This window comes from Streptomyces albiflavescens, assembly GCF_014645835.1.
GTDB lineage: Bacteria > Actinomycetota > Actinomycetes > Streptomycetales > Streptomycetaceae > Streptomyces > Streptomyces albiflavescens.
The window spans coordinates 52,488-76,134 of sequence record NZ_BMMM01000020.1 but is presented as its reverse complement, the minus strand read 5'-3'; the positions used below and the strand labels follow the sequence as shown (position 1 = coordinate 76,134).

Below are 23,647 nucleotides of genomic sequence, written 5' to 3'. Positions count from 1 at the left end.
CCTCGACTACGGTCCTTGTATGACCATTGTCCCGTCCCGAGCCGCGGCGCCCCCAACTGCCCCCACCGACAAGGGCATCGGCCCGCTCTTGCGCGGCTGGCGCGAACAGCGGCGGGTGAGCCAGTTGGAGCTGGCGCTGCGGGCGGGTTCCTCGGCCCGGCACATCAGCTTCATCGAGACGGGCCGCTCCCGCCCCAGCGAGGAGATGGTGCTGCGGCTCGCCGAACATCTCGACATCCCCGTCCGGGATCGCAACGCGCTCCTGCTCGCGGCCGGCTATGCGCCGCACTACCCGGAGACCCCGCTCGACGACCCGTCGATGGACGCCCTGCGCGAGGGCATGGAGCGGCTGATCCAGGGCTACGAGCCGTATCCGGCGCTGGTGGTCGACGCCACGTACAACGTCCTCGCCGCGAACCGGGGCATCATCATGCTCCTGGACGGCGTCCCGGAGTCCCTGCTCATGCCGCCGCTGAACGCGATGCGTCTCACTCTCCACCCGGAGGGTCTGGCGCCGCGCATCCGCAACCTGCGCGCCTGGCGCGACCATCTGCTCGCCCAGATGGACCGCCAGATCGCCCTGCGCCGCTCCGAGCCGCTGCGTGCCCTGTACGAGGAGGTGGCGGCGTATCCGGTCCCGGACCCGGACGAGGAGGACGAACCCATTGATCCTGTCCCCTACTTCGCGCTCCCGATGCAGATCGAGCACGAAGGCCGGGTGCTGTCGTTCATCTCGTCCATCTCGACCTTCAACACCCCGATGGACGTGACGGTCGCCGAGCTGGCCATCGAGACGTTCCTCCCGGCGGACCCGGCGACGGTCAAGTTCCTTCAGACACACATCTCCTGACAGCCAGGCAACTTGCCTACTGATTGCAGGCCCTCAGCGCCCCGTACTGGAGCGCCGCGAAACCCGCCACGGTCAGCGCCTGCAGCGGCACCCACACCACGCCCGCGGTGCTCGGCGACAGCCACAGCGCCAGGGCCACGAAACTGAGCACGGTCCAGGCGAGGTTGGTCTCGATCACGGTCCGCACGGCCCATGCCCGGGGCTCCCGCCGCGAGGCGAGCAGGCCGACCCCGGCGGCGTACACCGCGAGCACCAGGCCGAGTTCGAGCAGCAGCCCGGAGCCGACTCCGAGCAGCCGCCCGAGCGGACCGGACACGGCGAGGTAGGCGACCGCGTTCGCGCCGGTGACCAGCGCGTCCAGCACAAGGAAGCGGCGCAGCGCGGCGCGCGGTCCGGTCGTAGGGCCCGGTACGGCGAACTGGGTTGCGGACATGGCGGATCACCCTCCGTCGAGGTCGGATTCCAGCAGATGGGAGACCTGGGCCCCAGGCCGGAGTGCGCCGGCCCGGGATCCAGTACGACCACCATGCCGGGCGGGCGGGCGGGCGTCGATTACGTCCGGGGTAATGGCGGCTCGGCAGATCCGGTGAGGGTTCTGGGGGGACATGACACACTGCTCGGGTACTTCGGCGCGTGGGGAGGCGTGGCGTGAGTGAGCGGCGGGCTGCGCCCACCGTGGGGCAGGTGGTGCTGGGGCGGCGGTTGCAGGAGTTGCGGGAGGCCGCGGGGCTCAAGCGGGAGGAGGCGGCCCGTGTGCTGCGGGTTGCCCCGGCGACCGTGCGGCGGATGGAGATGGCCGAGGTCGCCCTCAAGATCCCTTACGTACAGGTGCTGTTGACGACGTACGGCGTGGCCGACGACGAGGTGGGCGCCTTCGTCTCGCTGGCCGAGGACGCGAACCAGCCAGGGTGGTGGCAGCGGTTCCACGATGTGCTGCCGGACTGGTTCAGCATGCATGTCAGCCTGGAGGGCGCCGCCCGGATCATCCGCTCGTACGAGCCGCACTTCATGCCCGGGCTGCTGCAGACCGAGGACTACGCGCGGGCCGTACTGGAGGCCGGGACGGTCGGGCAGACGGGTCCCGAGGCCATCGAGCGGCATGTGGCGCTGCGCATGAACCGGCAGCGGCTGCTCACCCGGGAGAATCCGCCGCACCTCTGGGTGATCATGGACGAGACGGCGCTGCGCCGGCCCGTGAGCATCCATTCCTCGGTCATGCGCGACCAGATCGACCGGCTCCTGCAGGCGATCGAGAGCGATCACATCACGCTCCAGGTCGCCGAGTACGCGAAGGGCCCGCACCCGGGCACGTACACGTCCTTCGCGCTCTTCCGCTTCGCGGAGCCGGAGCTGCCGGACATGGTCTACAGCGAGTACGTGACCGGTGCCCTCTACCTCGACTCCCGCGCCGAGGTGGCCACGCACCTGGAGGTCCTCGACCACATGTCCGCCCACGCGGCCTCCGTCCAGCGCACCAAGAAGATCCTGCGGGAGTTCCGCGAGAACTTCTGATGTGCCACCCGGACGAAACGCCATCCGAACCCATTGAGCACCTTGAGGAGCACCCGTATGACCGGCAGTGAATCCGCGCCCACCCGTGTCGACACCAGTCGGCCCCATCCCGCCCGCGTGTACGACTGGTGGCTGGGCGGCAAGGACAACTACCCGGTGGACGAGGAGCTGGCCCGCAGGATCCTCGCCGCGGACGACACCGTGGTGCGCGGGGCGCGCGCCAACCGCCGGTTCATGCACCGGGCGACCCGCGCCGCCGCCCGGACCGGGATACGCCAGTTCCTGGACATCGGCACGGGCATCCCCACCCAGCCCAACCTGCATCAGGTGGCCCAGCAGGTCGCGCCGGAGTCCAAGGTCGTGTACGCGGACAACGACCCGATCGTCCTGCGGCACGCCGAGGCCCTGCTGCACGGCTCCGCCGAGGGCACCACCGACTATGTGCACGCCGACGTCCGTGACCCGGAGACGATCCTGCGCCTGGCCGGCGAGTTCCTGGACCTCGCACAGCCGGTCGCGCTGTCGCTGATCGCGCTCACCCACTACCTGGGCGACGCGGCCGACGGCGACGACGTGTACGGCCTGCTCAAGGGGTACGTCGAGGTACTCGCCCCCGGCAGCCGGCTGGTGCTGTCCCAGGTCACCTCCGACATCAGCCCCGAGGGTGTCGAGAAGGCCGCGGGGCTCTTCCGCCAGAGCGGCACGCCTTTCTTCCCCCGCACGCGCGCCGAGTTCTCGCGGTTCTTCGACGGCCTGGAGCTCCAGGAGCCCGGCGTGGTCGCGGTCTCCGAGTGGCAGCCGGAGCCGGAGGACGTGGCGGCACAGGCGGAGGGCGCCGTCCCGGTGTACGCGGGGGTCGCGATCAAGGCCTGACCTCTACGCCGGGTCCTGCCTCTACGCCGGGTCCTGCCTCGTACGGGCACGTCCTGACCCGTACGGGTGCCGTGAACAGGTGCGCTCCCGCACTCGCCCCTAGGTTCGAAACCACGGGGCGAGTGAGGGAGCGCACGTGACCGACACGCAGGGACCGCCCGCGGAACCGGGCGCCGCGCTGCTGCGCGCCGGGAAGTTCTTCCGGCCCGGCACGGTCGCGCCCGACCTGCACAGCGTCCGGCTGACGGGAGGCCGCGAGGGGGACTCGTTCTACCGGGACCGCTGGAGCCACGACAAGGTCGTGAACTCCACGCACGGCGTGAACTGCACCGGCTCCTGCCGCTGGAAGGTGTACGTCAAGGACGGCATCATCACCTGGGAGACCCAGGGGACGGACTACCCGTCGGTGGGCCCCGACCGCCCCGAGTACGAGCCGCGCGGCTGCCCTCGGGGCGCCGCATTCTCCTGGTACACGTACTCGCCGACCCGCGTGCGCTACCCGTACGTCCGGGGCGTCCTGCTGGAGATGTACCGGGAGGCGAAAGGCCGACTGCGGGACCCCGTGCTGGCCTGGGCGGACATCCAGGCCGACCCGGAGCGCCGTCGCCGCTACCAGCGGGCCCGCGGCAAGGGCGGCCTGGTGCGCGCCACCTGGAACGAGGCGGTCGAGCTCGTCGCCGCCGCGCATGTGCACACCATCAAGACGTACGGCCCCGACCGCATCGCCGGGTTCTCCCCCATTCCCGCGATGTCGATGGTGTCGCACGCCGCTGGCGCCCGCTTCATGGGTCTCATCGGCGCGCCGATGCTCTCCTTCTACGACTGGTACGCCGACCTCCCCGTCGCCTCCCCCCAGGTCTTCGGCGACCAGACCGACGTGCCGGAGTCGGGCGACTGGTGGGACGCCGCGTATCTGATGATGTGGGGCTCGAACGTCCCGGTGACCCGCACCCCGGACGCGCACTGGATGGCCGAGGCCCGTTATCGCGGCCAGAAGGTCGTGGTCGTCGCCCCCGACTACGCGGACAACGCCAAGTTCGGCGACGAGTGGCTGCACCCGCACCCCGGCACGGACGGCGCGCTCGCCCTCGCGATGGGACATGTGATCCTGAAGGAGTTCTTCGTCGACCGCGAGACGCCCTTCTTCGCCGACTACGTACGGAAGTTCACCGATCTGCCGTTCCTGGTCACCCTGACGGAGAAGGACGGCGCGTACGTCCCGGCCAAGTTCCTGCGCGCCGCCGATCTGGGTCAGACCGGCGAGGGCGCCGCCTGGAAGACGGTGGTCCTGGACTCCGTGAGCGGACGGGCCGTCGTGCCGAACGGCTCGCTCGGCTTCCGCTGGACCGAGTCCGGAAAGGGCCGGTGGAATCTCGAACTGGGCGCCGTCGAACCGCGGTTGAGCCTGAACGGACTTGACGCCGCGGGCGGTGTCGAGGTGCTCCTCCCGCGCTTCGACACCGAGGGCGGCGAGCACGGCCAGGGCCGCGGCGACGTCGTACACCGCGGTGTTCCGGCGACTCAGCTCGGGGGGCCGGGCGGTCCGCTCGTCACCACGGTCTTCGATCTGCTGCTCGCGCAGTACGGGGTGGGTCGCGAGGGACTTCCGGGCAGCTGGCCCTCCTCGTACGAGGACGCGGGGCAGCCCGGGACGCCCGCCTGGCAGCAGGAGCACACCTCCGTCCGGGCGGCCAAGTGCGTGCAAATCGCCAGGGAGTTCGCGCGGACGGCGGAGCGGTCGCGAGGCCGCTGCATGATCCTGATGGGCGCCGGGACCAACCACTGGTTCCACTCCGAGACCATCTACCGGGCCTTCCTCGCGCTGCTCCAGCTCACTGGCTGCCAGGGCCGCAACGGGGGCGGCTGGGCGCACTACGTCGGCCAGGAGAAGTGCCGCCCGTTCACCGGCTGGGCCACGCTCGCGGGCGCCGCCGACTGGAGCAGGCCGCCGCGGCAGATGATCGGCACCGCGTACTGGTTCCTCCACACCGACCAGTGGCGCTACGACCGGTTCGCGGCCGATGTGCTCGCCTCACCGCTCGGCGAGGGCCGCTTCGCGGGCATGACGGGCGCGGACTGCCTCGCGCTGTCAGCGCGTTCGGGGTGGATGCCGTCGTATCCGACGTTCGACCGCAATCCGCTGGAGCTGGGTGAGGTCTTCGGCGATCCGGTGGCGAAGGTCGTGGCCGAACTCCGGTCAGGCACCTTGAAGTTCGCCTGCGAGGATCCGGACGCGCCGGAGAACTGGCCGCGCGTGCTGACCCTTTGGCGCGCCAACCTGCTCGGCTCCTCGGCCAAGGGCGCCGAGTACTTCACCAGGCATCTGCTGGGCACCCACTCGTCGCTGCGGGCCGAGGAGGCGGAGCCCGCCGTGCGGCCGAGGGATGTGACCTGGCGCGAGGAGGCCCCCGAGGGCAAGCTCGATCTGCTCCTCTCGCTGGACTTCCGGCAGACCTCGTCCACCCTTCTGTCCGACGTCGTCCTGCCCGCCGCGACCTGGTACGAGAAGCACGACCTGTCGAGCACGGACATGCATCCCTATGTCCACTCCTTCTCCCCGGCGGTGAACCCTCCGTGGCAGGCCCGCACCGACTTCGACACGTTCAAGGCGCTGGCCGAGCGGCTGAGCGAACTCGCCGTCGACCACCTCGGCGTGCGCAAGGACCTCGTCGCCACCGCGCTCCAGCACGACACTCCCGGCGAGACCGCCCAGCCGGGCGGGGTCGTACGGGACTGGAAGCGGGGTGAGTGCGATCCGGTGCCCGGAAAGACGCTGCCGAACCTGGCGGTGGTGGAGCGCGACTACACGGCGATCGGGGCGAAGTTCGCGGCGCTCGGGCCACTGGTGGAGAAACTGGGCCTGCCCGCCAAGGGGATCGCGCTCAGGCCGGACAAGGAGGTCGAGCACCTCAAGGAGCTGAACGGTGTCGTGCGCGGCGGACCCGCCGACGGGCGCCCGGCGCTCGACACCGCCGTGAAGGCCGCGAACACGATCCTCGCGCTGTCCGGGACGACCAACGGGCGGCTGGCCACGCAGGGCTTCCACGCGCTGGAGGCCCGTACCGGCCAGGAGATGGCACACCTGGCCGCCGAGCACGAGGGCAAGCGGGTCACGTACGCGGACACGCAGGCCGCGCCGGTCCCGGTGATCACCTCGCCGGAGTGGTCGGGGAGTGAGTCGGGCGGCCGTCGCTACACGGCGTTCACCCTCAACACCGAGCATCTCAAGCCCTGGCACACCCTCACCGGGCGCCAGCACTTCTTCCTCGACCACGACTGGATCCACGAACTGGGTGAGGCGCTGCCCGTCTACCGACCACCCCTGGACATGAACCGCCTTTTCGGGGAACCACGACTCGGCCCCGACGGACAACGGGAAGTGACGGTCCGCTATCTCACGCCGCACAACAAGTGGTCCATCCACTCCGAGTACCAGGACAACCTGTTCATGCTCTCGCTCTCCCGTGGCGGCCAGAACATCTGGATGTCACCGCAGGACGCGGACGCGATCGGCGTGAAGGACAACGACTGGATCGAGGCCGTCAACCGTAACGGCGTGGTCGTCGCGCGGGCCGTCGTCTCGCACCGGATGCCCGAGGGCACGGTCTATATGCACCACGCCCAGGAGCGCACGGTGAACGTCCCGAAGACGGAGACCACCGGCAAGCGCGGCGGCATCCACAACTCCCTGACCCGGCTGATCCTCAAGCCGTCCCATCTCATCGGCGGCTACGCCCAGTTGTCGTGGGCCTTCAACTACCTGGGCCCGACAGGCAACCAGCGCGACGAGGTGACGGTTATCCGCCGCCGCAGTCAGGAGGTCGAGTACTGATGCGCCCGATGGCCCAGATCGCCATGGTCATGAACCTCGACAAGTGCATCGGCTGTCACACCTGTTCGGTCACCTGCAAGCAGGCGTGGACCAACCGGGACGGTATGGAGTACGTCTGGTTCAACAATGTCGAGACCCGGCCCGGGCAGGGCTATCCGCGCCGCTACGAGGACCAGGACAAGTGGCGCGGCGGCTGGGAGCTCAACAAGCGGGGTGCGCTGAAGCTGAAGGGCGGCGGACGGTTCAGGAAGCTCGCCGGAATCTTCTCCAACCCCAGACTCCCGGAGATCAAGGACTACTACGAGCCCTGGACGTACGACTACAAGAACCTCACCGACGCCCCGCTCGGCGACGACTTCCCGGTGGCGCGGCCCGTCTCGCAGCTCACCGGCAAGCCGATGAAGATCGAGTGGTCCTCGAACTGGGACGACAGCCTGGCGGGCGCTCCGGAACACGGCGACCAGGACCCCATGGTCCAACGGGTGCGCCGGCAGGCCGCCGAGAAGGTGAAGTTCGCCTTCGAACAGACCTTCATGTTCTATCTGCCGCGCATCTGCGAGCACTGTCTGAACCCGTCGTGCGTGGCGTCGTGTCCGTCCGGCGCGATGTACAAGCGCGCCGAGGACGGCATCGTCCTGGTCGACCAGGACCGGTGCCGGGGCTGGCGGATGTGTGTGACCGGATGCCCGTACAAGAAGGTGTACTTCAACCACCGCACCGGCAAGGCCGAGAAGTGCACGTTCTGCTATCCCCGCGTCGAGGTCGGCCTCCCGACCGTCTGCTCCGAGACGTGCGTGGGACGGCTGCGCTATCTCGGGGTGATCCTCTACGACGCCGACAAGGTGACCGCGGCTGCGTCCACGCCGAGTGAACAGGACTTGTACGAAGCCCAGTTGGGCATCTTCCTCGACCCCGAGGACCCCGTCGTGCAGCGCGCCGCCGAGGAGGCCGGGATCCCGTACGACTGGATGGAGGCGGCCCGCCGCTCCCCTGTGCACGCGCTGGTCGGCAAGTACCGGGTGGCGCTGCCCCTGCATCCGGAGTACCGCACGATGCCGATGGTCTGGTACATCCCGCCGCTGTCCCCCGTGGTCGACGCGCTGACCGAGACCGGGCACGACGGCGAGGACCTGGACAACCTCTTCGGAGCGATCGACACACTCCGCATCCCGCTCGAATACCTGGCCGAGATCTTCACCGCCGGTGACGTCGGGCCGGTCCGCGCCTCGCTCGGCAGGCTCGCCGCCATGCGGTCCCACATGCGGGCCATCAACCTCGGTGAGCCGCCCGACACGTCGATCGCCTCGTCCGTCGGTATGGAGAGCGCGGAGATCGAGGAGATGTACCGGCTGCTGGCGATCGCCAAGTACGAGGACAGGTATGTCATTCCGACCGCCGCCGTCGGAGACGCCAGGCGTCTGGAGGAGTCGGCGCTGCCCGACGGATGCAGCCTCGACTACGACGGCGGGCCGGGCATGGGCGGCGACGGACCGTTCGGCCAGGACTCGGGCCGCAAGCAGCTCCCGCTGGTGTCGGTGGAGAGCTTCCACGCCCTGCGCAAGCGGCAGACCGCGGACCGGGAGGACACGTGAGCGAGCATGCCGTGCTGTATCAGGCCGCCGCGTACTGCCTCTCGTATCCGGACGAGGAGTTCCACGAGCGGTTGCCGCTGCTGCGTCGAGCCGCCGCGGAACTCGGGGAGTTCCTCGATCACGCGGCCGCAGGGCCCCCTCAGGATCTCGCCGCCCACTATGTCCAGGTCTTCGACTTCAAGAACCGGCACAGCCTCTATCTGAGCTGGTGGCGCGACGGTGACACCCGTCGGCGCGGGATGTCGCTGGTGCGCTTCAAGGAGGTGTACCGGGAGCACGGGCTGGAGTTCACCGGCGAGGAGTTGCCCGACTTCCTGCCCGTGGTGCTGGAGTTCGCGGCGCGGACGGGCCATCGGGGTCTCCTCGACGAGTACCGCGGCGGCCTGGAGTTGCTGCGGCTCGCGCTCACCGACTTCGGCACGCCGTACGCGAGTGTCTTGGCAGCGGTGTGCTCGACGCTGCCGGGCCCGTCTCCGAAGGACCGCGCCGAGGCGCTGGCGCTGGCGCGCTCCGGTCCTCCCCGCGAAGAGGTCGGGCTCGAACCCTTCGGCGCCATCGGCCTCGAACCCATCGCCGCCATCGGAGAACGCTCATGACGACCTTCCTCTGGGGCGCCCTGCCGTACATCGCCTTCGCGCTGCTGATCGCGGGGCTCGTCTGGCGCCATCGCTACGACAAGTTCGGCTGGACCACGCGCTCGTCGCAGGTGTACGAGTCGAAGCTGCTGAACATCGCCTCACCCGCCTTCCACTACGGCATCCTGTTCGTGCTCGTCGGACATCTGATCGGCCTGTTCGTCCCCGAGTCCTGGACCGAGTCCCTCGGGATCCGCGAGCGCACGTACCACCTGTTCTCTCTGTACGGCGGCACGGCGGCCGGAGCCCTCACCGTGCTCGGCATCCTGCTGCTGATCTACCGCAGACGGACGAACTCGCCGGTGTTCCGCGCGACGACCGTCAACGACAAGCTGATGTACGTCGTGCTGCTCGGCGCGATCGTGCTGGGCATGATCGCCAAGCTCACACACGCCTCCGGCGACGGCTACAACTACCGGCAGACGATCGCGCCCTGGGCCCGCAGCCTGTTCACGCTCCGGCCCAGGACGGAGCTGATGCAGGGCGTGCCGGTGCTGTACCAGGTGCACGCGGTGATCGGGATGGCGCTGATCGCGCTCGTTCCCTACACCCGGCTCGTCCATATGTTCAGTGCGCCGGTGCAGTACCTGTTCCGCCCGTACGTGGTGTACCGCAGCCGCGACCCGAGGCAGCTCGGGCCGCGGCCCGCACGGCCGGGCTGGGAGAAGACGGATGCCTAGGACCTGACCCTTGGATCACCCCTATGCCGCGCCGCCCTTTTGCTCCCTGTCCTCGTCGACGATCTCGGCGTCGACCACGCCCTCCTCCTCGGCCGGGGCGTGCTCCGTGGGCGGCTCGTCCTGGGGTGTCTGCTGGGCCTGCGCGTACATCGCCTGGCCCATCTTCTGGCTGACGGTGGCCAGCTTCTCGATGCCGGTCCGCAAGGCGGCCGTGTCGGTGGCGGAGGCCTCCAGGAGCCGCTTCAGGTCGGCGGCCGCCGCCTCGACCTCCGTCTTGGTGTCGGACGGGATGCGCTCGTCGTTGTCACGGATGAACCTCTCTGTCTGGTAGACGAGTTGCTCGCCCTGGTTGCGCGTCTCCGCGGCCTCGCGGCGCCCCCGGTCCTCCTCGGCGTACTGCTCGGCCTCACGCATCATCCGGTCGATGTCGTCCTTGGGAAGCGCGGAGCCGCCGGTGACGGTCATCTTCTGTTCGCGCCCGGTGGCGAGGTCCTTCGCCGAGACATGCATGATCCCGTTGGCGTCGATGTCGAAGGCGACCTCGATCTGCGGCACCCCGCGCGGCGCGGGCGGCAGCCCGGTGAGGTCGAAGACGCCGAGCTTCTTGTTGTACGCGGCGATCTCGCGCTCGCCCTGGTAGACCTGGATGCCGACCGACGGCTGGTTGTCCGCGGCCGTGGTGAAGATCTCCGAACGCCGGGTCGGGATCGTGGTGTTGCGCTCGATGAGCTTGGTCATGATGCCGCCCTTGGTCTCGATGCCGAGGGACAGCGGGGTGACGTCGAGGAGGAGGACGTCCTTGACGTCGCCGCGGATGACACCCGCCTGGAGAGTCGCTCCGACCGCCACGACCTCGTCCGGGTTGACGCCCTTGTGCGGGTCCTTGCCGGTGAGTTCCTTCACCAGGTCCGTCACGGCGGGCATGCGGGTGGAGCCGCCGACCAGGATGACGTGGTCGACCGCGGACAGCTTCACGCCCGCGTCCTTGACCGCTTGGTGGAAGGGGGTCTTGCAGCGGTCGAGCAGGTCGGCGGTCAGTTCCTGGAACTGCGCGCGCGTCAGCTTCTCGTCGAGGTGCAGCGGGCCTTCGGCGGTGGCGGTGATGTAGGGCAGATTGATGGTCGTCTCGGTAGAACTGGACAGCTCGATCTTGGCCTTCTCCGCGCCCTCGCGGAGCCGTTGCAGCGCCATCTTGTCGTGGCCGAGGTCGATGCCGTACGAGGCCTTGAAGCGCTGGGCGAGGTGCTCGACGACCCGCTGGTCCCAGTCGTCGCCGCCCAGCCGGGTGTCGCCGTTGGTGGCCTTGACCTCGATGACTCCGTCGCCGATCTCCAGGAGCGAGACGTCGAAGGTGCCGCCGCCCAGGTCGAAGACCAGGACGGTCTGCTCCTCACCGCGGTCGAGCCCGTAGGCGAGGGCGGCGGCCGTCGGCTCGTTGATGATCCGCAGGACTTTGAGGCCCGCGACCTCGCCGGCCTCCTTGGTGGCCTGGCGCTGGGCGTCGTCGAAGTAGGCGGGGACGGTGATCACGGCGTCCGTGACGTCCTCGCCCAGGTAGGCCTCCGCGTCCCGCTTCAGCTTCTGCAGCACGCGCGCGGACAGCTCCTGCGCGCGGTAGCGGGTGCCGTCGATGTCACCCGTCTCCGGAAACCGCCAGCTCGCGTCCCCCATGTGGCGCTTCACGGAGCGCGCGGTGCGCTCCACGTTCGTCACCGCCTGCCGCTTGGCGACCTCGCCGACGAGCACCTCGCCGTTCTTGGCGAAGGCCACCACGGAGGGCGTGATGCGCGCACCCTCGGCGTTGGCGACGACGGTGGGGTCGCCGCCCTCCAGGACGGCCACCACCGAGTTCGTCGTACCGAGGTCGATCCCGACCGCACGTGCCATGTCCGTCCCCTTCCGCCAGGGCTCTGCCCGATCTCCAGCACAAAACTTGAGCGCCTGGTTGTCAATGGGGCGAGTGCCCCGGGCGGGCCCCGAGACGACGGCGCCGCGGCCCTTCGCGGGACCGCGGCGCCGTACCGCTTCCGGGCGTCAGGCCAGCTTGGCCGACAGCGTGATCGTCGTGCCGGTCAGCGCCTGGCTGACGGGGCAGTTCTTCTTGGCCTCCTCGGCCGCCGCCACGAAGCCGTCGTTGTCGAGGCCGGGCACCGATCCCTCGACGGTGAGGTGGATGCCGGTGATGCCCTCGCCGGGCTGGAAGGTGACGTCGGCGTTGGTGACGAGCTTGGTGGGCGGGGTGCCGGCGCCCGCGAGGGCGTGCGACAGCGCCATGGAGAAGCAGCTGGAGTGGGCGGCGGCGATCAGCTCCTCGGGGCTGGTTTTGCCGTTCGCGTCCTGGGCCCGCGACGCCCACGTCACCGGCTGCTGGCCGATGCCGGAGGAGTCGAAGGTGACGACGCCGCTGCCCTCGAGCAGGTTGCCTTCCCACACGGTGTGTGCGGTGCGCGTGGTTGCCACGATGAATCCCTTCGATGAGGTCCCGTTTTCGGGGTCCGTACCCACCATCCGATCACACCTGCGCCCGGCTCACCCGGAAGACGGGTCACCGCACCCGCACGACATGTCACCGCACCGGTGAGACGCCGCCACACCCGCACGACACGTCACCGCACCCGTGAGACGCCGCGCCACACCCGCGGGACGGTCACCGCACCCGGAAGACCGGCCCACGCGCGGTGAACGGGAGCCGCCCGTTCTGCGGAATCAGGTACGCGTGCTCGCGCCGCACCCGCAGCACATCGCAGTAACCGTCCGTGATCACCAGGACGGGCGCGCCCGGCGGGAAGTCGTCGGCGCGGTGCAGCAGGTCGATGCCGGGCTGGAGGACCGTGCCGCCGCGTCCGTGCACCCGGACGCGTCCGGCGATCTCGGTGACCGGCAGGTAGCCCGCGTCGTGCGGGGCGGCGTCGCAGAAGACGACCCGGGCCGCCGGTACGTCGCGGGCCTCGGCGTACGAGGCGATGGCGCCCAGCGCCTTGCCGAGCAGGGTGCGGTCCATGGAGCCGGAGGTGTCGAGGACGACGCCGAAGGTGCAGCGGGCGATCTCCTCGGGCGGGAAATAGCGACCCGCGCGCGGGATGTCGGGGGTCGCCGCCTGGCGGCGCGCCGGACGCGCGTACGTCCGTACGGGCTCGGGGCGTGGCACGAACTCGTCGAACCACCGGGCGAGTCGGGCGTCCCACGGCAGCGGCGGGTGGCTGAGCGCGCGGATCTCCTCCACCAACCCGCCCGGCAGGTAGCCGCGTTCCTGCTGCTGGTGCAGGTCGAGACCGTGTCCGAGGCCGCGGCGGTAGAACTCGTCGAGGTCGACGTAGTCGGGCGGTGAACCGAGCGGGCCGCCGAGGATGTCGCCCGCCCCCTTGCCGCGCAGCGTGGCCAGTCGGCGCATCCGGCGCAGGTCGCCGGCCATCCGGTCGTACACCTCCTCTGCCGACAGGCCCTTCAACTCCGGGTCGTACAGCAGGCCTTCGGGCATCGTGCCGACCTGCATCTCGCACAGCCAGCCGTTGATCACATAGTCGGCGGCGACGTTGAAGAGATACGGGTCGCGGGTGCCGCAGCGGTCGCCGTGGCGCAGGGCGGCGTGCAGCATCTCGTGGGCGAGGACGAACCGCCATTCCTCGTCGCCGAACCGGCGGAGGGGGTTGATGTAGATCTCCGCCGCTTCCGCGTCGACGGCCGCGACGGAAATGTGGTGGGCGCGGGCGAGTTCGGCGTCGGCGACGAGGGTGATGCCGGCCGCGATGCCGCCCAGAAGGGGGTAGGACGAGACGAACCAGCTCAGCGCCTTCTCCCAGGGCTGCAGCCGGGTGGGTCCGCCGCGCATGGACGTGCGGCGGCCGCCCGCCATGTCCATCGCGGTGGCCATGGTGCGGGTCAGCGCGTGTGCGAAGGCGATCTGCCAGTCGGGCGGGGTGCCGCCGATCCAGGTGTTCCAGGGCACCAGGACCTGGTCCGGCTCGGGCCCCGCCGTACCGCAGCGCTCGTACGCGGGCGGGATGCCGTCACGGCGCCAGCGCGCGGCGAGCTGCTCCTCGTCGCCGTCGGGGTACGACGCCGGGAGGTCCTCGGGGGTCTGCCCGATCGGAAAGCCGAGCAGGAAGCGGTTGACCACGACGCAGCGGGCGGCGACGTCGAAGCGGTCGGGCTGCTCTCGCTCGCCGGTCGCGGCCCGGACATGGCCGAAGCCCAGGTGGATGATGGCGTGCGCGATGGCCCAGGCCCAGGCCGCGGGTTCGGCCCGGCGGGTGGAATGCACGTGCAGCGTGCCGTCGGAGTCGACGCTCACCAGACCGTCCCGGGGCGCCATGACGCAGTTCTCCTGACGGCACGTACTGAACCCGATGGCGGCGAGCGCGCGGTTGGCCCGTACCAGCCGCATCCCCTCCGCGAACGCCTCGGCGGCCGGATCCGGCTTCGGGGCGTCCTGCTTGCGGGGTCGGCTCACCGCCGGGCCTCCACGAGACGCGGCATGTCCCGGGCCGCCTCCACGAGGAACCACGCCGGCAGGACGGGATTGCCGTCGGCGTCCGAGGCGATGACGCTCTGGGCGACCTCGACGGAGATCTCGGCGAGCTGGACGAGCAGGGACTTGGCGCGGTAGGCGGTCTGCCGGGCGTTCGCCGAGAGGTGCTCCTTGCTCGCGGGCAGTTCCTTGACGAGGCGGCCGCGGAAGGACTCGGCGAGGTAATAGAGCAGGTCGCGGTCCTCCAGCCGGTTCGGCCAGCGGGCGTCGCCCTTGATGATGGCCTCGATGCCGAACTGGCTGCGCACGATCTTGACATAGCCGCAGAAGGCGACCGCGTGCGCGGGCGTCAGCGTGCCGTGCGCGATCACCTTGAGTGTCGGCTCGTCGAGGGTCGGCCCGAAGGAGCGGAGCGCGTCCGAGAGCATGTGCCAGGAGCGGGGCGTGGAGAAGGGTTCCTCGGTCTTCGGGGGCTTGGACCACAGGTGGTCGGGCCGGTCGGTGAGGTGGTCGAGGACCCACGGGTGGATGTCGTTGACGGCGGCCCAGGCGAGCCAGTCCTTCGGGGACGCCTCGAGGTGGACGTGGGTGAGGCGGTTGACCAGCGCCGAGGCGATCGGGCGCGCCAGCGCGTTGTCCGTCGCGCGGTTGCCCGCGCCGATCACGATGGAGCCCTTCGGCAGCTCGTAGTTGCCGATGCGGCGGTCCAGGATCAGTGAGTAGAAGGCCTTCTGCACATCGGGCGTCGCCGCGTTCAGCTCGTCCAGGAACAGGCAGTACGGCTCGTCGCGGGCGATCGCCTCCGGCGGGCAGAAGACGGAGCGGCCGTCGCGGATCTGCGGGACGCCGATGAGGTCCTCGGGGGCGAGCTGGGTGCCGAGCAGGCTCACGCACTCAAGACCCAGCGACTCGGCGAACTCCCGTACCAGAGAGGACTTTCCGATGCCGGGGGCGCCCCAGATGAAGACCGGCCGCACGGTCGCGAGACCGAGCAGCAGCTCCGGAATCCGGGCGGGAGTGACAGTGACGGCTGCCTGCACGCGCAAGCTCCTTGAGGGTGTTCGAGAGGGGCCCGCAGGTGCGCGGTGTCCGATACGAACAGTGTGGGCACCGGCGTCCGTTCGCCGCAGCCCATTTTCCGGCGCACGGGCCTGTCTCCGTACCACCGGAGCGGCTGTCCGCGAGCGACCGGTGGGGCGCCGTGCCATGCCCGGGGCACGGTCGCTATGGCCGGAATACGCGCTGGGCAAACCCCCGCGCCGGTGACATTTTGTGGCCCCCTCGCCCCTCTGGGACCGAGCGCGGCGAGGTGAACCATCAGGGGGTTTGACCATGCGCATGATCTACGCGGACCGTGGTCCGTCACCACTCGATTCCGGCAAGCCCGGCGCGGCCGACCGTGACTCGACCTTCGGCTGGTGGGGTGCGTTCAGCATCCAGAAGTTCGTGAACCAGAACCCGCTCTCCCACACACACGAGGACGCCACGGGGTGGCTCGCCTATCTCCAGCAGTTCTACGACCGGAACTTCTGGTTCGCGGACGGCGGCGTGCAGGTGTGGGCCTACGAGGAGACGTACGACAACTGGCAGGACCGCTACGGCGTGGACGCCGTGGTCGCCGTCTACCACTCCGGGCACGGCGGGATGGACGGCAACGGGGTGTTCTTCGCGCCGCTCGGCGCGGTGTGGGACGGCCGCAGCGACGCGATCTCCAACCGGATGGGATTCGGCAACGAGAAGGCGAACTATGTCTTCTGGTCCACCTGCAACTCGCTGCGTGTCCTCGACGGGCACACTCCCGTGCGCACCTGGGCGGGCCCCAACCTCGGCTCCCGGATGATCTTCGGCTTCGAGACGACGAGCATCGACAGCCCGGACTACGGCAAGAAGTTCTGGGAGAAGTGGCGGGCCGGGCAGACGTTCTGCGACGCCTGGCTGAACGCGTCCTGGGACATCTACCACGGGCAGGCGCCCTCGGTCTGCGCGACCGGGCCGACCCAGGCGGAGGCGACCAACCGCCTCAACTCCGAGCGGACGTTCTTCCGCGAGCACGTCTCCGACGCCTGGTACGCGTGGCGCTGGTACTACGCCCGCAGCAGCCTGCGCGAGGCGGCGACCGCCGTACCGGAGCAGACCGTTCAGCTGGCGCCGCGGGACCCGAGCGCGGAACTCGCCAGGCTCGGACAGGCGGCGAGCTTCCCGGCCGCCGCCCTCCAGGAGGTCCAGGTCGAACGGCAGGGTGTACTGAGCGCCAACTCCGGTGACCGGTACGTCGCCACGGCGCCGCTCGCCGCGCGCTGGGTCAAGCTCGCCGAGGCCAACCACCGCAACACCGCCCGGCTGGACACCGACCGGGCCGTGGAGTTGGCCCGGGCCTTCGCCGAACAGCACGCGGACGGCGCCGAGTTGATCGCCGACGGCGTGCACGACCTGTGGCAGAACTCCGGCACCATGGACGGCTCGCAGCTCGGCGAGCCCGTGTCCCTGCAGACACATGTGACCTTCCGTCAGGCATTCGACGGCGTGCCCGTCATCACGCCGGGACGCGGCGAGATCCGCGTGGCACTCGACAACGACGGCACGGTCGTACAGGCGCACCTGTCGACGCGGGAGGCGACGGGTTCGACCCGGACGCCGAGTTCCGTGGTCTCACCGCCGTCCGGGCAGGGGACGCGGGCCGCCGCGGCGCCGCTCCCGCGCGACCCGGCCGAATCGCTGGCCGCGGCCCAGCTCAGGCTGGTCCAGCACCTCGCCGTGGTGGGCTCCGACGAACAGCGCTCCGCCGCCGAGATCCACGAACAGCTGGAGATCCGGGACGTGCCGGGCACCTTGCAGGTCGGCTACGAGATCGAAGGCAACGAAGCCTTCCCGGCCGCCCGCAAGCTGATCGAGATCGGGCAGCAGGACAGCATGTACAAGACGCAGCGCTGGGTGGTCGCTCCCCTGGCCCGCTGAGGCGGGCAGGCAGAGGTGCACAGGTCCGCCGAGTGAGCGGGCAGAGGTGCTCAGGCCTGCCGGGCCGGCGGGCAGAGGTCCTCAGGCCTGCCGAGCCGGCGGGCAGAAGTCCTCAGGCCTGCCGAGCCGGCGGGCAGAAGTCCTCAGGCCTGCCGAGCCGGCGGGCAGAGGTCCTCAGGCGGCACGCTCGTTCGGGCGTGCCGCCAGCGGCACCTGGGGCCCATCGCACTCGCGCAGCCACCTTCGCAGTACGCGGTGCACGTGCTCCGCGCCGACGAGTTCGCCGTCTTCCTCGACCGGTGCGGACAGTGCCACGGGCGAGAGCAGGAAGGGCCGTGCCTGGGCCCCGCCGAGTCCGCCGTGCGAGCCGATCTGCTCCTCGAAGGCGAGGACTTCACCCTCTCCGGGTTCGTACCAGGAGTTGACCATGATGTCGGCGACATGGGGGAAGGAGTGCGTGCGCCGTACGGCGTCGGCGGCGCCGGGGCCGAAGTCGGCGAGCGGGCCCGGGTGTGCGTCGTCGAGCTCGTCCACCGGTATCTGCGCACCGTTCGCGCCGAGCACGAGACCGCCGTGCTCCTCGCTGCGGACCAGCACGAAGCCGACGCCGGGGTGATGGGCGAGCGTGGACAGCAGCGCGGGATGACGCCGGTCGATCTCCTCCCGGCTCATCCGATGCGGCACATCGGGGAAGGAGACCAGGCCGAGGTTGCCGGAGGCCAGCACGATGGGCTCGGAGCGGCGCCGCGACGGGCGGTGCCGCTCGCCGCCCTCCTCGACCGGTCGGCGCAGCGCGGCCCGTACGGCGGCCCGTGCCTCGGTACCGCTGTGCGTGCGCTGCGCCTTGCGCGGCACGGGCAGCCCGCAGCCCGCGCGAACCAGATTGCCGAGGCTGAGGCCGTAGCGGGTCAGGAAGGTCTCTCCCGGGCTCTGACCGTGGTCGGACAGCAGCACGATCCGGTACGGCCGCGGCGCGTGCTCGGCGACCTTCGCGATCAGCGCGAGCGAGCGGTCGAGCCGCTCCAGGACTTTCTCGGCGTCCCGGCTGCGCGGCCCGGAGTGGTGTGCCACTTCGTCGTACGCCACCAGGTCCGCGTAGACCGCGTTGCGCCCGACGAGCATGTCGCCGATGACCGCGGCGACGACGACGTCCCGCTCGACGACGGTGGCGAAGGCTCGGACGAAGGGGTACAGCCCGCCGCGCTTGACGCGCGGGCGCCGCTTCTTCAGTCGGGCCCGCGTGGACTGGCCCATCTCCCGCAAAACCTCGGCGACGAAGGACATGGCGGTGCGGACGGCGTTGGCGGGGTCGCTGAAGTAGGCGAAATAGCCCGCCCTGGAGCGGTTCTCCTTGCCCCTTCGCGCCGCGATGGACAGCACGAGGGCCAGCTCGTCGGCACCGCCGCTGAAGAGGTTGCCCCGGCTGGCAGCGTCCACCGTGAGCAGCCCCCCGTCACCGGTGTACTCGATCGCGCGGCGCTGAAGTTCGGCGGCGCTGCTGGGCCGGTTGCAGACCATGACCTCGCCGCTGTCCTTCTCGTACCACCGGAAGGCCGGGACGTCGTGGTTGCTGCCGTGCAGGATGCCGAGCTGGCTGGCGCCGGTCTGGCTGGACCAGTCCGTGCGCCAGGCGGAGAGCCGATGGGTGGGCCGTCTGCCGCCGAGCCACTCGGCGACGGTCGGCATGAGCCCCTTGCCGATGGCGCTCTCCAGGACGTCGTGGCCCACGCCGTCGAGCTGGATGAAGACGGCGCCGGGGGTCGAGGGCCCGGCCTGTCCGGCGGCGCGCCTGCGGCGCCGGTCGGCGAGCCGGTACAGCCTGCGCCGGTACGCGTCGTCGTCCCGTACGGCCAGGGCACCACCCGTGGCCGAGGCGACGGCGGACATCACCGCGGCGACGACCACGGCCGTCTCGGGGGCGACCTCACCCTGCCCGGAGGGACTGATCCGCAGGGCGATGAGCAGCAGGGACCCATTGAGGAAGAAGACGAGCAGCCCGAGCACGAGGGCGGGCACCAGCAGCAACGCCCTGACCAGCAGGGGCCACACGAGCGAGGACAGCAGACCGAAGACGCCCGCGCCGGCCGCCGCGGTGACGGCGATCTGCGTGCCGCTGTCCCCGCTGTCCGACTGCAACTGGAAGTCGGGCAGCAGACCGGCCAGGACGAGCATCATGACCGTGGACACGGCCCACACCGCGATGCTGCGCCACACTCCGCTGAGGACCCGTCGCCAACGTCCTCCACCCACGCCCAGTCCACCTCACGTCCCGGCCCACCCGGTCGACCAGGCCTGCTCCCACCCTGTCACACCGGGCGGGCGCGGCCAGGTGTCCCCGGACAGTGGGGGTCAGCGACCGTCGTACCCCGCCGTCGGCATCGAGAGGCGGCGGTGGACCCGGGCCTTCATCTGGGCGTCGTACGCCGGTTCCGCGCAGCCGACCGTCTCGACCCGTACGCCGCGGCGCACGCACTCGGCCGTGAACTCGTCGACCGAGGCGAGGGCCCGCTCCAGCACACGCCGACTGGGCGCGACGAACAGATCGACGAGGCCCGCCTCGACGTCCGCCCACAGGGTGCGGTGGTCGGGGCGCAGACCGCGTACGAGGAGCTCCCGTGTGACGACGTAGCCGCGCTCGGCGGCCCAGCGGGCGCACATCGCGTGCTGGCTGCGCGAGTCGACGAGGAAGGGATCCGCGTCGAGCTCCTCCAGGGGCGTCAGGCTCGCGATCGCCGTGACGCGAAGCGACGCGGGGCCGCCCTGTTCGAGCGAGCGCTTGAGGGCGTGCATGCCGGAGGCACCGCGCGCGTCTCCCATGGCGTCCCCCTCACCTCCGGGTTTCGCGGGAGACCCTACTCCTGCCCGTAGGCTCGGGGGGAGTCGCGCGAAGGAGGCAAAGAAGTGCCGGTGGAGATCACCTGGTGGGGGCACGCCACCTGCACGCTGGAGGACTCCGGAATACGCGTGCTGACCGACCCGCTCTTCGCGCGCCGGCTCGCACACCTTCGCCGCAGGCGCGGGGCGCCGCCCCCGCCCCGGGCGGCGGTCGCCGACGTGGCACTCGTCTCCCATCTGCACGCCGATCATCTGCACCTGCCCTCGCTGGCGAAGCTCGCGCCCGGTACGCGGCTGCTGGTGCCGAAGGGCGCCCCGCGCGCGGTGCCCGGGCTGCGCAGGCTGGACCATCTCCGGCTCATCGAGGTGGTGCCCGGGGACCGTATCCAGGTCGGTGACCTGGTCCTACGCGCCGTTTCCGCACGCCACGACGGGCGGCGACTGCCCGTCGGGCCGCACCGCTCGCCCGCCGTCGGGTACGTGGTCGAGGGGGAGGCGCGCACGTACTTCGCCGGGGACACCGGGCTGTTCGCGTCGATGGCCGAGGAGGTCGGGCCGGTCGACGTGGCGCTGCTGCCGGTGGGCGGATGGGGGCCGTATCTCGGGGAGGGCCATCTCGACGCGGGGCGCGCCGCGGAGGCGCTCGTCCAGTTGATGCCGCTGAGCGCCGTGCCGGTGCACTACGGCACGTACTGGCCGATCGGAATGGACGCCGTGCGCCCCCACGAATTCCACGCGCCGGGCGAAGAGTTCGTACGCCTCGCCGCCGAACGCGCGCCCCAGGTCACGGTCCACCGCCTCGACCACGGCGAGAGCGTACGCCCGGAGGTCGCGCGGTGACCTACCTGTCGGAGCTCCCCGCACACGGACTGGCACCCGGCGAGGGCGCTCGGCCGGAGGTCACCCGGTGATCTCCCTGACCGCGGCCGCCACGACGGCGCCGGAAACCACTCAGCAGGCGATCGGATATCCCTCGCTGTTTCTGCTGGTGTTGATCGGCGCGTTGGTGCCGGTGGTGCCGACAGGTGCGCTGGTCAGTTCGGCGGCTGTGGTCGCCTTTCATCAGACGGCGCCGTTCGCGCTGCTGACGGTCTTCGCGGTGGCGGCGCTCGCGGCGTTCCTCGGCGATGTCGCGCTGTACTGGCTCGGTCAGCGCGGTATGCGGTCCAAGAACGGCTCGCGCTGGCTGGAGACCCTCCGCGACCGCGCCCCGGAGGACCGGCTCGCCCAGGCCCAGGAGAAGCTGAGCGATCACGGCATCGCCGTACTCGTCCTCTCCCGTCTGGTCCCGGCCGGCCGCATTCCGGTCATGCTCGCCTGCCTCATGGCGAAGATGCCCCTGCGCACCTTCGCCCGCGGCGACGTCCCCGCCTGCCTCGCCTGGGCGGTGACGTACCAGCTGATCGGCATCCTCGGCGGTTCCCTCTTCAGCGAGCCGTGGGAGGGAGTGGTCGCCGCGGTGGCACTCACGTTGGCGATCAGCGTGGCCCCGAGCGTGTGGCGAAGGGTACGGCGGCCGGCCGCGTAGCCGATGGCCCGGGGGGCTTGTCGCGCAGTTCCCCGAGCCTCTTTTAGAACTCCTAACGAAATGATCTTCGAGATGCTCGGATCACTCCGGGACTGTTGATCCGGGGGTGTGCGGTGGCTCGGCCGAGGCCGTGGGAAGTCGATGGCTGTCGGCTGCTAGTTCTTCTGCAGGGTGCGGGTGACACCCGCGATGACGGCGGTCGTCAGCACCCAGCCGAAGGCGATCAGGAGGTAGGCCAGCCACTGGAGGCTGTCGTTCGACCAGTACCAGGCCGTGCGCTGACCCAGACCACCGATGGGGATCAAGAGGTCGAGTGTGTAGACGAAGGGCTGGAACGGGGCGCCTTCGCCTTGTTTGACCGAGTGGGGGGAGTGAGTGCCGAAGGACAGCGTGCCCAGCAAGGTCAACGCGAGGAGCCAGACGCCGGCCAGCCAGGGGCGGTAGCCATAGCCGACCGTCGCGTCGAGCAGGTGCCCCCACACGCGCGCGGCCGGGTGAAGGGTTCGACGCCGATGGCGCTGTTTGGCCAGGAGTACGCGGCGGGCGTCGTCGTCGTGGCCGGCCTTCCGGTACCAGCTCGCCAACTGTTCGTAGGGCTGGGGGTTGTAGCCCGGGCTGCGTCGTATCCACGCCACGCGGTGAGCCACGGAGTCCCGATGCCCCACTGCCTCCCGCCGCGCGCCTGCTTCGTCCCTCTTGATGGAGCCGTAGACGAAGCCGTCCAGCTCCACCACGTCCGGCCAGCTGTGCTCGCTGTCGTGGAGGTAGGACACTTGTGCGCCCCGCAGGTCCACGGTGCTGGACGGAGGCCGGGCGAGGGTGAAGTCGAAGTCCACCGCCTGCATGAGTAGGGCGACCAAAGACGGGCCGTGGCCGTCGGGCGGCCCGTTCAGGACGGCTCCTTCAAACGTCAGGTTGTCCGAGATCCGGGCACCCCGCAGCCGTACGGTCCCGTTCGCGGTGAACCCGCCGGAGAGGTTGAGTGTCGAGGCCACGGCGTTGTCCAGGGCGAGGGCCACTCCGCGCGGGCCGGGCTGTTCCAGGAGCGCACCCTGCATGAACAGCCCACCCGCCAACTGCGCCCCCAGCAGGCGGACTTCACCCCGCGCGACGAACCCGCCCCTGCAGAAGACGCCCCCTTCCATGACCAGGCCACCGGCGGCCACGGCCCACCCTCCGGGCGCGCTGATCTCGGCCTTGTTGAGGACCACGCCGCCGGTCACCCGGGCGTTGGTGAGCGACAAGGCGGTGATGTCGTGGTGGAAGGGTGAGGGGGCGCCGCTCTCCACGAGCGAGCGCCGCAGGTCGAGATTTCCCTCGATGCGGGACGACCCGGCTTCGATGCCAGGCACTCGGCTGCCTGTGATCACGAGCGTCTGTGTCGACGCTCCGAAAAGGTCCATCGACTCCTCGAACCAGCAGTCCTCGAACCAGAGGACGTGAGCGATCTGTGCGCCGGCCAGGTTGAGGCGCCCGGATATCCGCGCCCCGGCGAGCCTCAGGCACGCTACGGCGCCGGGTTGCGTGGTGTTCGCGCCCAGGAGGAGCGCCACCATCACGGCGGCCCGAACCGTCCGCCCCGGGCCCCACTGCCCACCTTCGGCGACAAGGTCGTCCTCGGGCACCCCTGTGCGCAAGTCCACTCGGTGTCCCGCGGGGAACGCGTCCCACAGCTCACGCTCCGGTGAAGTCAAGTCGTCGTATGAGAGCACTCATGCAGAGTAGTGATCTTCCTTCGCGCCCGCTTTGCCTCAGCGCGTGCGGATCGGAGGGCGCTCCATTCTGTGAGGAGTACTTGGGGGCGCGGGGGAACTGCGCAATCCTTTTGCGGGGGGTCTGGGGGCGCAGCCCTCGGATAAGGGACGGGCAGGGCCGGAGGGGGCGAAG

18 protein-coding genes are annotated in these 23,647 nt (G+C 70.4%); 10 read left to right on the top strand and 8 right to left on the bottom strand.

The window, feature by feature from the left end; all coding sequences use genetic code 11:
- Window positions 1–19: 19 nt before the first annotated feature.
- The gene (locus IEY95_RS39595; RefSeq protein WP_189191080.1) at window positions 20–850 is read left to right on the top strand and encodes a helix-turn-helix domain-containing protein; all 831 of its coding nucleotides are present in this window, start codon (window positions 20–22) and stop codon (window positions 848–850) included.
- Window positions 851–866: 16 nt separating this feature from the next.
- Here the strand turns inward: IEY95_RS39595 and IEY95_RS39590 are convergent, their stop codons facing one another.
- Window positions 867–1,283: a hypothetical protein gene (locus IEY95_RS39590; RefSeq protein ID WP_189191079.1), complete on the bottom strand. Its 417-nt coding sequence runs from the start codon at window positions 1,281–1,283 to the stop codon at window positions 867–869.
- 215 nt (window positions 1,284–1,498) lie between these two features.
- Here IEY95_RS39590 and IEY95_RS39585 point away from each other — a divergent pair, with 215 nt between their 5' ends.
- The 6 genes from IEY95_RS39585 (at window position 1,499) to narI (ending at window position 9,974) form a co-directional block, all read left to right on the top strand.
- Window positions 1,499–2,362 (top strand): Sco1979 family transcriptional regulator, encoded by an 864-nt coding sequence (locus tag IEY95_RS39585; protein WP_189191078.1) that lies wholly within the window; start codon window positions 1,499–1,501, stop codon window positions 2,360–2,362.
- 57 nt (window positions 2,363–2,419) lie between these two features.
- The gene (locus tag IEY95_RS39580; RefSeq protein ID WP_189191077.1) at window positions 2,420–3,235 is read left to right on the top strand and encodes an SAM-dependent methyltransferase; all 816 of its coding nucleotides are present in this window, start codon (window positions 2,420–2,422) and stop codon (window positions 3,233–3,235) included.
- A 136-nt stretch (window positions 3,236–3,371) separates the two neighbouring features.
- The gene (locus IEY95_RS39575; protein WP_189191076.1) at window positions 3,372–7,067 is read left to right on the top strand and encodes a nitrate reductase subunit alpha; all 3,696 of its coding nucleotides are present in this window, start codon (window positions 3,372–3,374) and stop codon (window positions 7,065–7,067) included.
- The gene (gene narH, locus IEY95_RS39570; RefSeq protein ID WP_189191075.1) at window positions 7,067–8,659 is read left to right on the top strand and encodes a nitrate reductase subunit beta; all 1,593 of its coding nucleotides are present in this window, start codon (window positions 7,067–7,069) and stop codon (window positions 8,657–8,659) included. Before IEY95_RS39575 ends, narH begins: the two co-directional genes overlap by 1 nt.
- Window positions 8,656–9,255, top strand: coding sequence for a nitrate reductase molybdenum cofactor assembly chaperone (narJ, locus tag IEY95_RS39565; protein WP_189191074.1), 600 nt, complete (start codon window positions 8,656–8,658; stop codon window positions 9,253–9,255). Before narH ends, narJ begins: the two co-directional genes overlap by 4 nt.
- Window positions 9,252–9,974 (top strand): respiratory nitrate reductase subunit gamma, encoded by a 723-nt coding sequence (gene narI, locus IEY95_RS39560; RefSeq protein ID WP_189191073.1) that lies wholly within the window; start codon window positions 9,252–9,254, stop codon window positions 9,972–9,974. The genes narJ and narI overlap by 4 nt, the downstream gene beginning before the upstream one ends.
- Before the next feature lie 21 nt (window positions 9,975–9,995).
- Here narI and dnaK read toward each other — a convergent pair whose 3' ends face one another.
- The 4 genes from dnaK to IEY95_RS39540 form a co-directional block, all read right to left on the bottom strand.
- A complete protein-coding gene (gene dnaK, locus IEY95_RS39555; RefSeq protein ID WP_189191072.1) occupies window positions 9,996–11,861 on the bottom strand; it encodes a molecular chaperone DnaK in 1,866 nt (621 codons plus the stop codon).
- A 147-nt stretch (window positions 11,862–12,008) separates the two neighbouring features.
- Window positions 12,009–12,434, bottom strand: a complete 426-nt coding sequence (locus tag IEY95_RS39550) for an OsmC family protein (RefSeq protein ID WP_189191071.1) — start codon at window positions 12,432–12,434, stop codon at window positions 12,009–12,011.
- Between the two features lie 187 nt (window positions 12,435–12,621).
- Entirely contained in the window at window positions 12,622–14,424 is a 1,803-nt protein-coding gene (locus IEY95_RS39545) for a vWA domain-containing protein (protein WP_189191070.1), read from the bottom strand.
- A complete protein-coding gene (locus IEY95_RS39540; RefSeq protein WP_189191069.1) occupies window positions 14,421–15,482 on the bottom strand; it encodes an ATP-binding protein in 1,062 nt (353 codons plus the stop codon). The genes IEY95_RS39545 and IEY95_RS39540 overlap by 4 nt, the downstream gene beginning before the upstream one ends.
- Window positions 15,483–15,774: 292 nt before the next feature.
- Between IEY95_RS39540 and IEY95_RS39535 the strand changes: the two genes are divergently transcribed.
- The gene (locus tag IEY95_RS39535; RefSeq protein ID WP_189191068.1) at window positions 15,775–17,397 is read left to right on the top strand and encodes a DUF6345 domain-containing protein; all 1,623 of its coding nucleotides are present in this window, start codon (window positions 15,775–15,777) and stop codon (window positions 17,395–17,397) included.
- 174 nt (window positions 17,398–17,571) lie between these two features.
- Here the strand turns inward: IEY95_RS39535 and IEY95_RS39530 are convergent, their stop codons facing one another.
- Together IEY95_RS39530 and IEY95_RS39525 are read right to left on the bottom strand one after the other, a co-directional pair.
- Window positions 17,572–19,647 carry a phage holin family protein gene (locus tag IEY95_RS39530; protein WP_229703664.1) on the bottom strand — a complete coding sequence of 692 codons (2,076 nt, stop codon included), beginning with the start codon at window positions 19,645–19,647 and terminating at the stop codon, window positions 17,572–17,574.
- A gap of 99 nt (window positions 19,648–19,746) precedes the next feature.
- Entirely contained in the window at window positions 19,747–20,214 is a 468-nt protein-coding gene (locus IEY95_RS39525; protein WP_373294638.1) for a hypothetical protein, read from the bottom strand.
- Between the two features lie 84 nt (window positions 20,215–20,298).
- On the opposite strand from IEY95_RS39525, the gene IEY95_RS39520 reads away from it, so the two are divergent.
- Both IEY95_RS39520 and IEY95_RS39515 read left to right on the top strand, forming a co-directional pair.
- The gene (locus IEY95_RS39520; RefSeq protein WP_189191067.1) at window positions 20,299–21,072 is read left to right on the top strand and encodes an MBL fold metallo-hydrolase; all 774 of its coding nucleotides are present in this window, start codon (window positions 20,299–20,301) and stop codon (window positions 21,070–21,072) included.
- 67 nt (window positions 21,073–21,139) lie between these two features.
- Complete coding sequence (locus IEY95_RS39515) at window positions 21,140–21,760, top strand: DedA family protein (protein WP_189191066.1); 621 nt, start codon at window positions 21,140–21,142, stop codon at window positions 21,758–21,760.
- A gap of 155 nt (window positions 21,761–21,915) precedes the next feature.
- On the opposite strand, the gene IEY95_RS39510 is transcribed toward IEY95_RS39515, so the two are convergent.
- Window positions 21,916–23,472, bottom strand: coding sequence for an oxidoreductase (locus IEY95_RS39510; protein ID WP_189191065.1), 1,557 nt, complete (start codon window positions 23,470–23,472; stop codon window positions 21,916–21,918).
- Between the last annotated feature and the right edge of the window lie 175 nt (window positions 23,473–23,647).

Bases quoted from the DNA above. Each gene is read 5' to 3' on its own strand.
- IEY95_RS39595 (WP_189191080.1), top strand. From the start codon at position 20: ATGACCATTGTCCCGTCCCGAGCCGCGGCGCCCCCAACTGCCCCCACC.
- IEY95_RS39590 (WP_189191079.1), bottom strand. From the start codon at position 1,283: ATGTCCGCAACCCAGTTCGCCGTACCGGGCCCTACGACCGGACCGCGC.
- IEY95_RS39580 (WP_189191077.1), top strand. From the start codon at position 2,420: ATGACCGGCAGTGAATCCGCGCCCACCCGTGTCGACACCAGTCGGCCC.
- narH (WP_189191075.1), top strand. From the start codon at position 7,067: ATGCGCCCGATGGCCCAGATCGCCATGGTCATGAACCTCGACAAGTGC.
- narI (WP_189191073.1), top strand. From the start codon at position 9,252: ATGACGACCTTCCTCTGGGGCGCCCTGCCGTACATCGCCTTCGCGCTG.
- dnaK (WP_189191072.1), bottom strand. From the start codon at position 11,861: ATGGCACGTGCGGTCGGGATCGACCTCGGTACGACGAACTCGGTGGTG.
- IEY95_RS39535 (WP_189191068.1), top strand. From the start codon at position 15,775: ATGCGCATGATCTACGCGGACCGTGGTCCGTCACCACTCGATTCCGGC.
- IEY95_RS39525 (WP_373294638.1), bottom strand. From the start codon at position 20,214: ATGGGAGACGCGCGCGGTGCCTCCGGCATGCACGCCCTCAAGCGCTCG.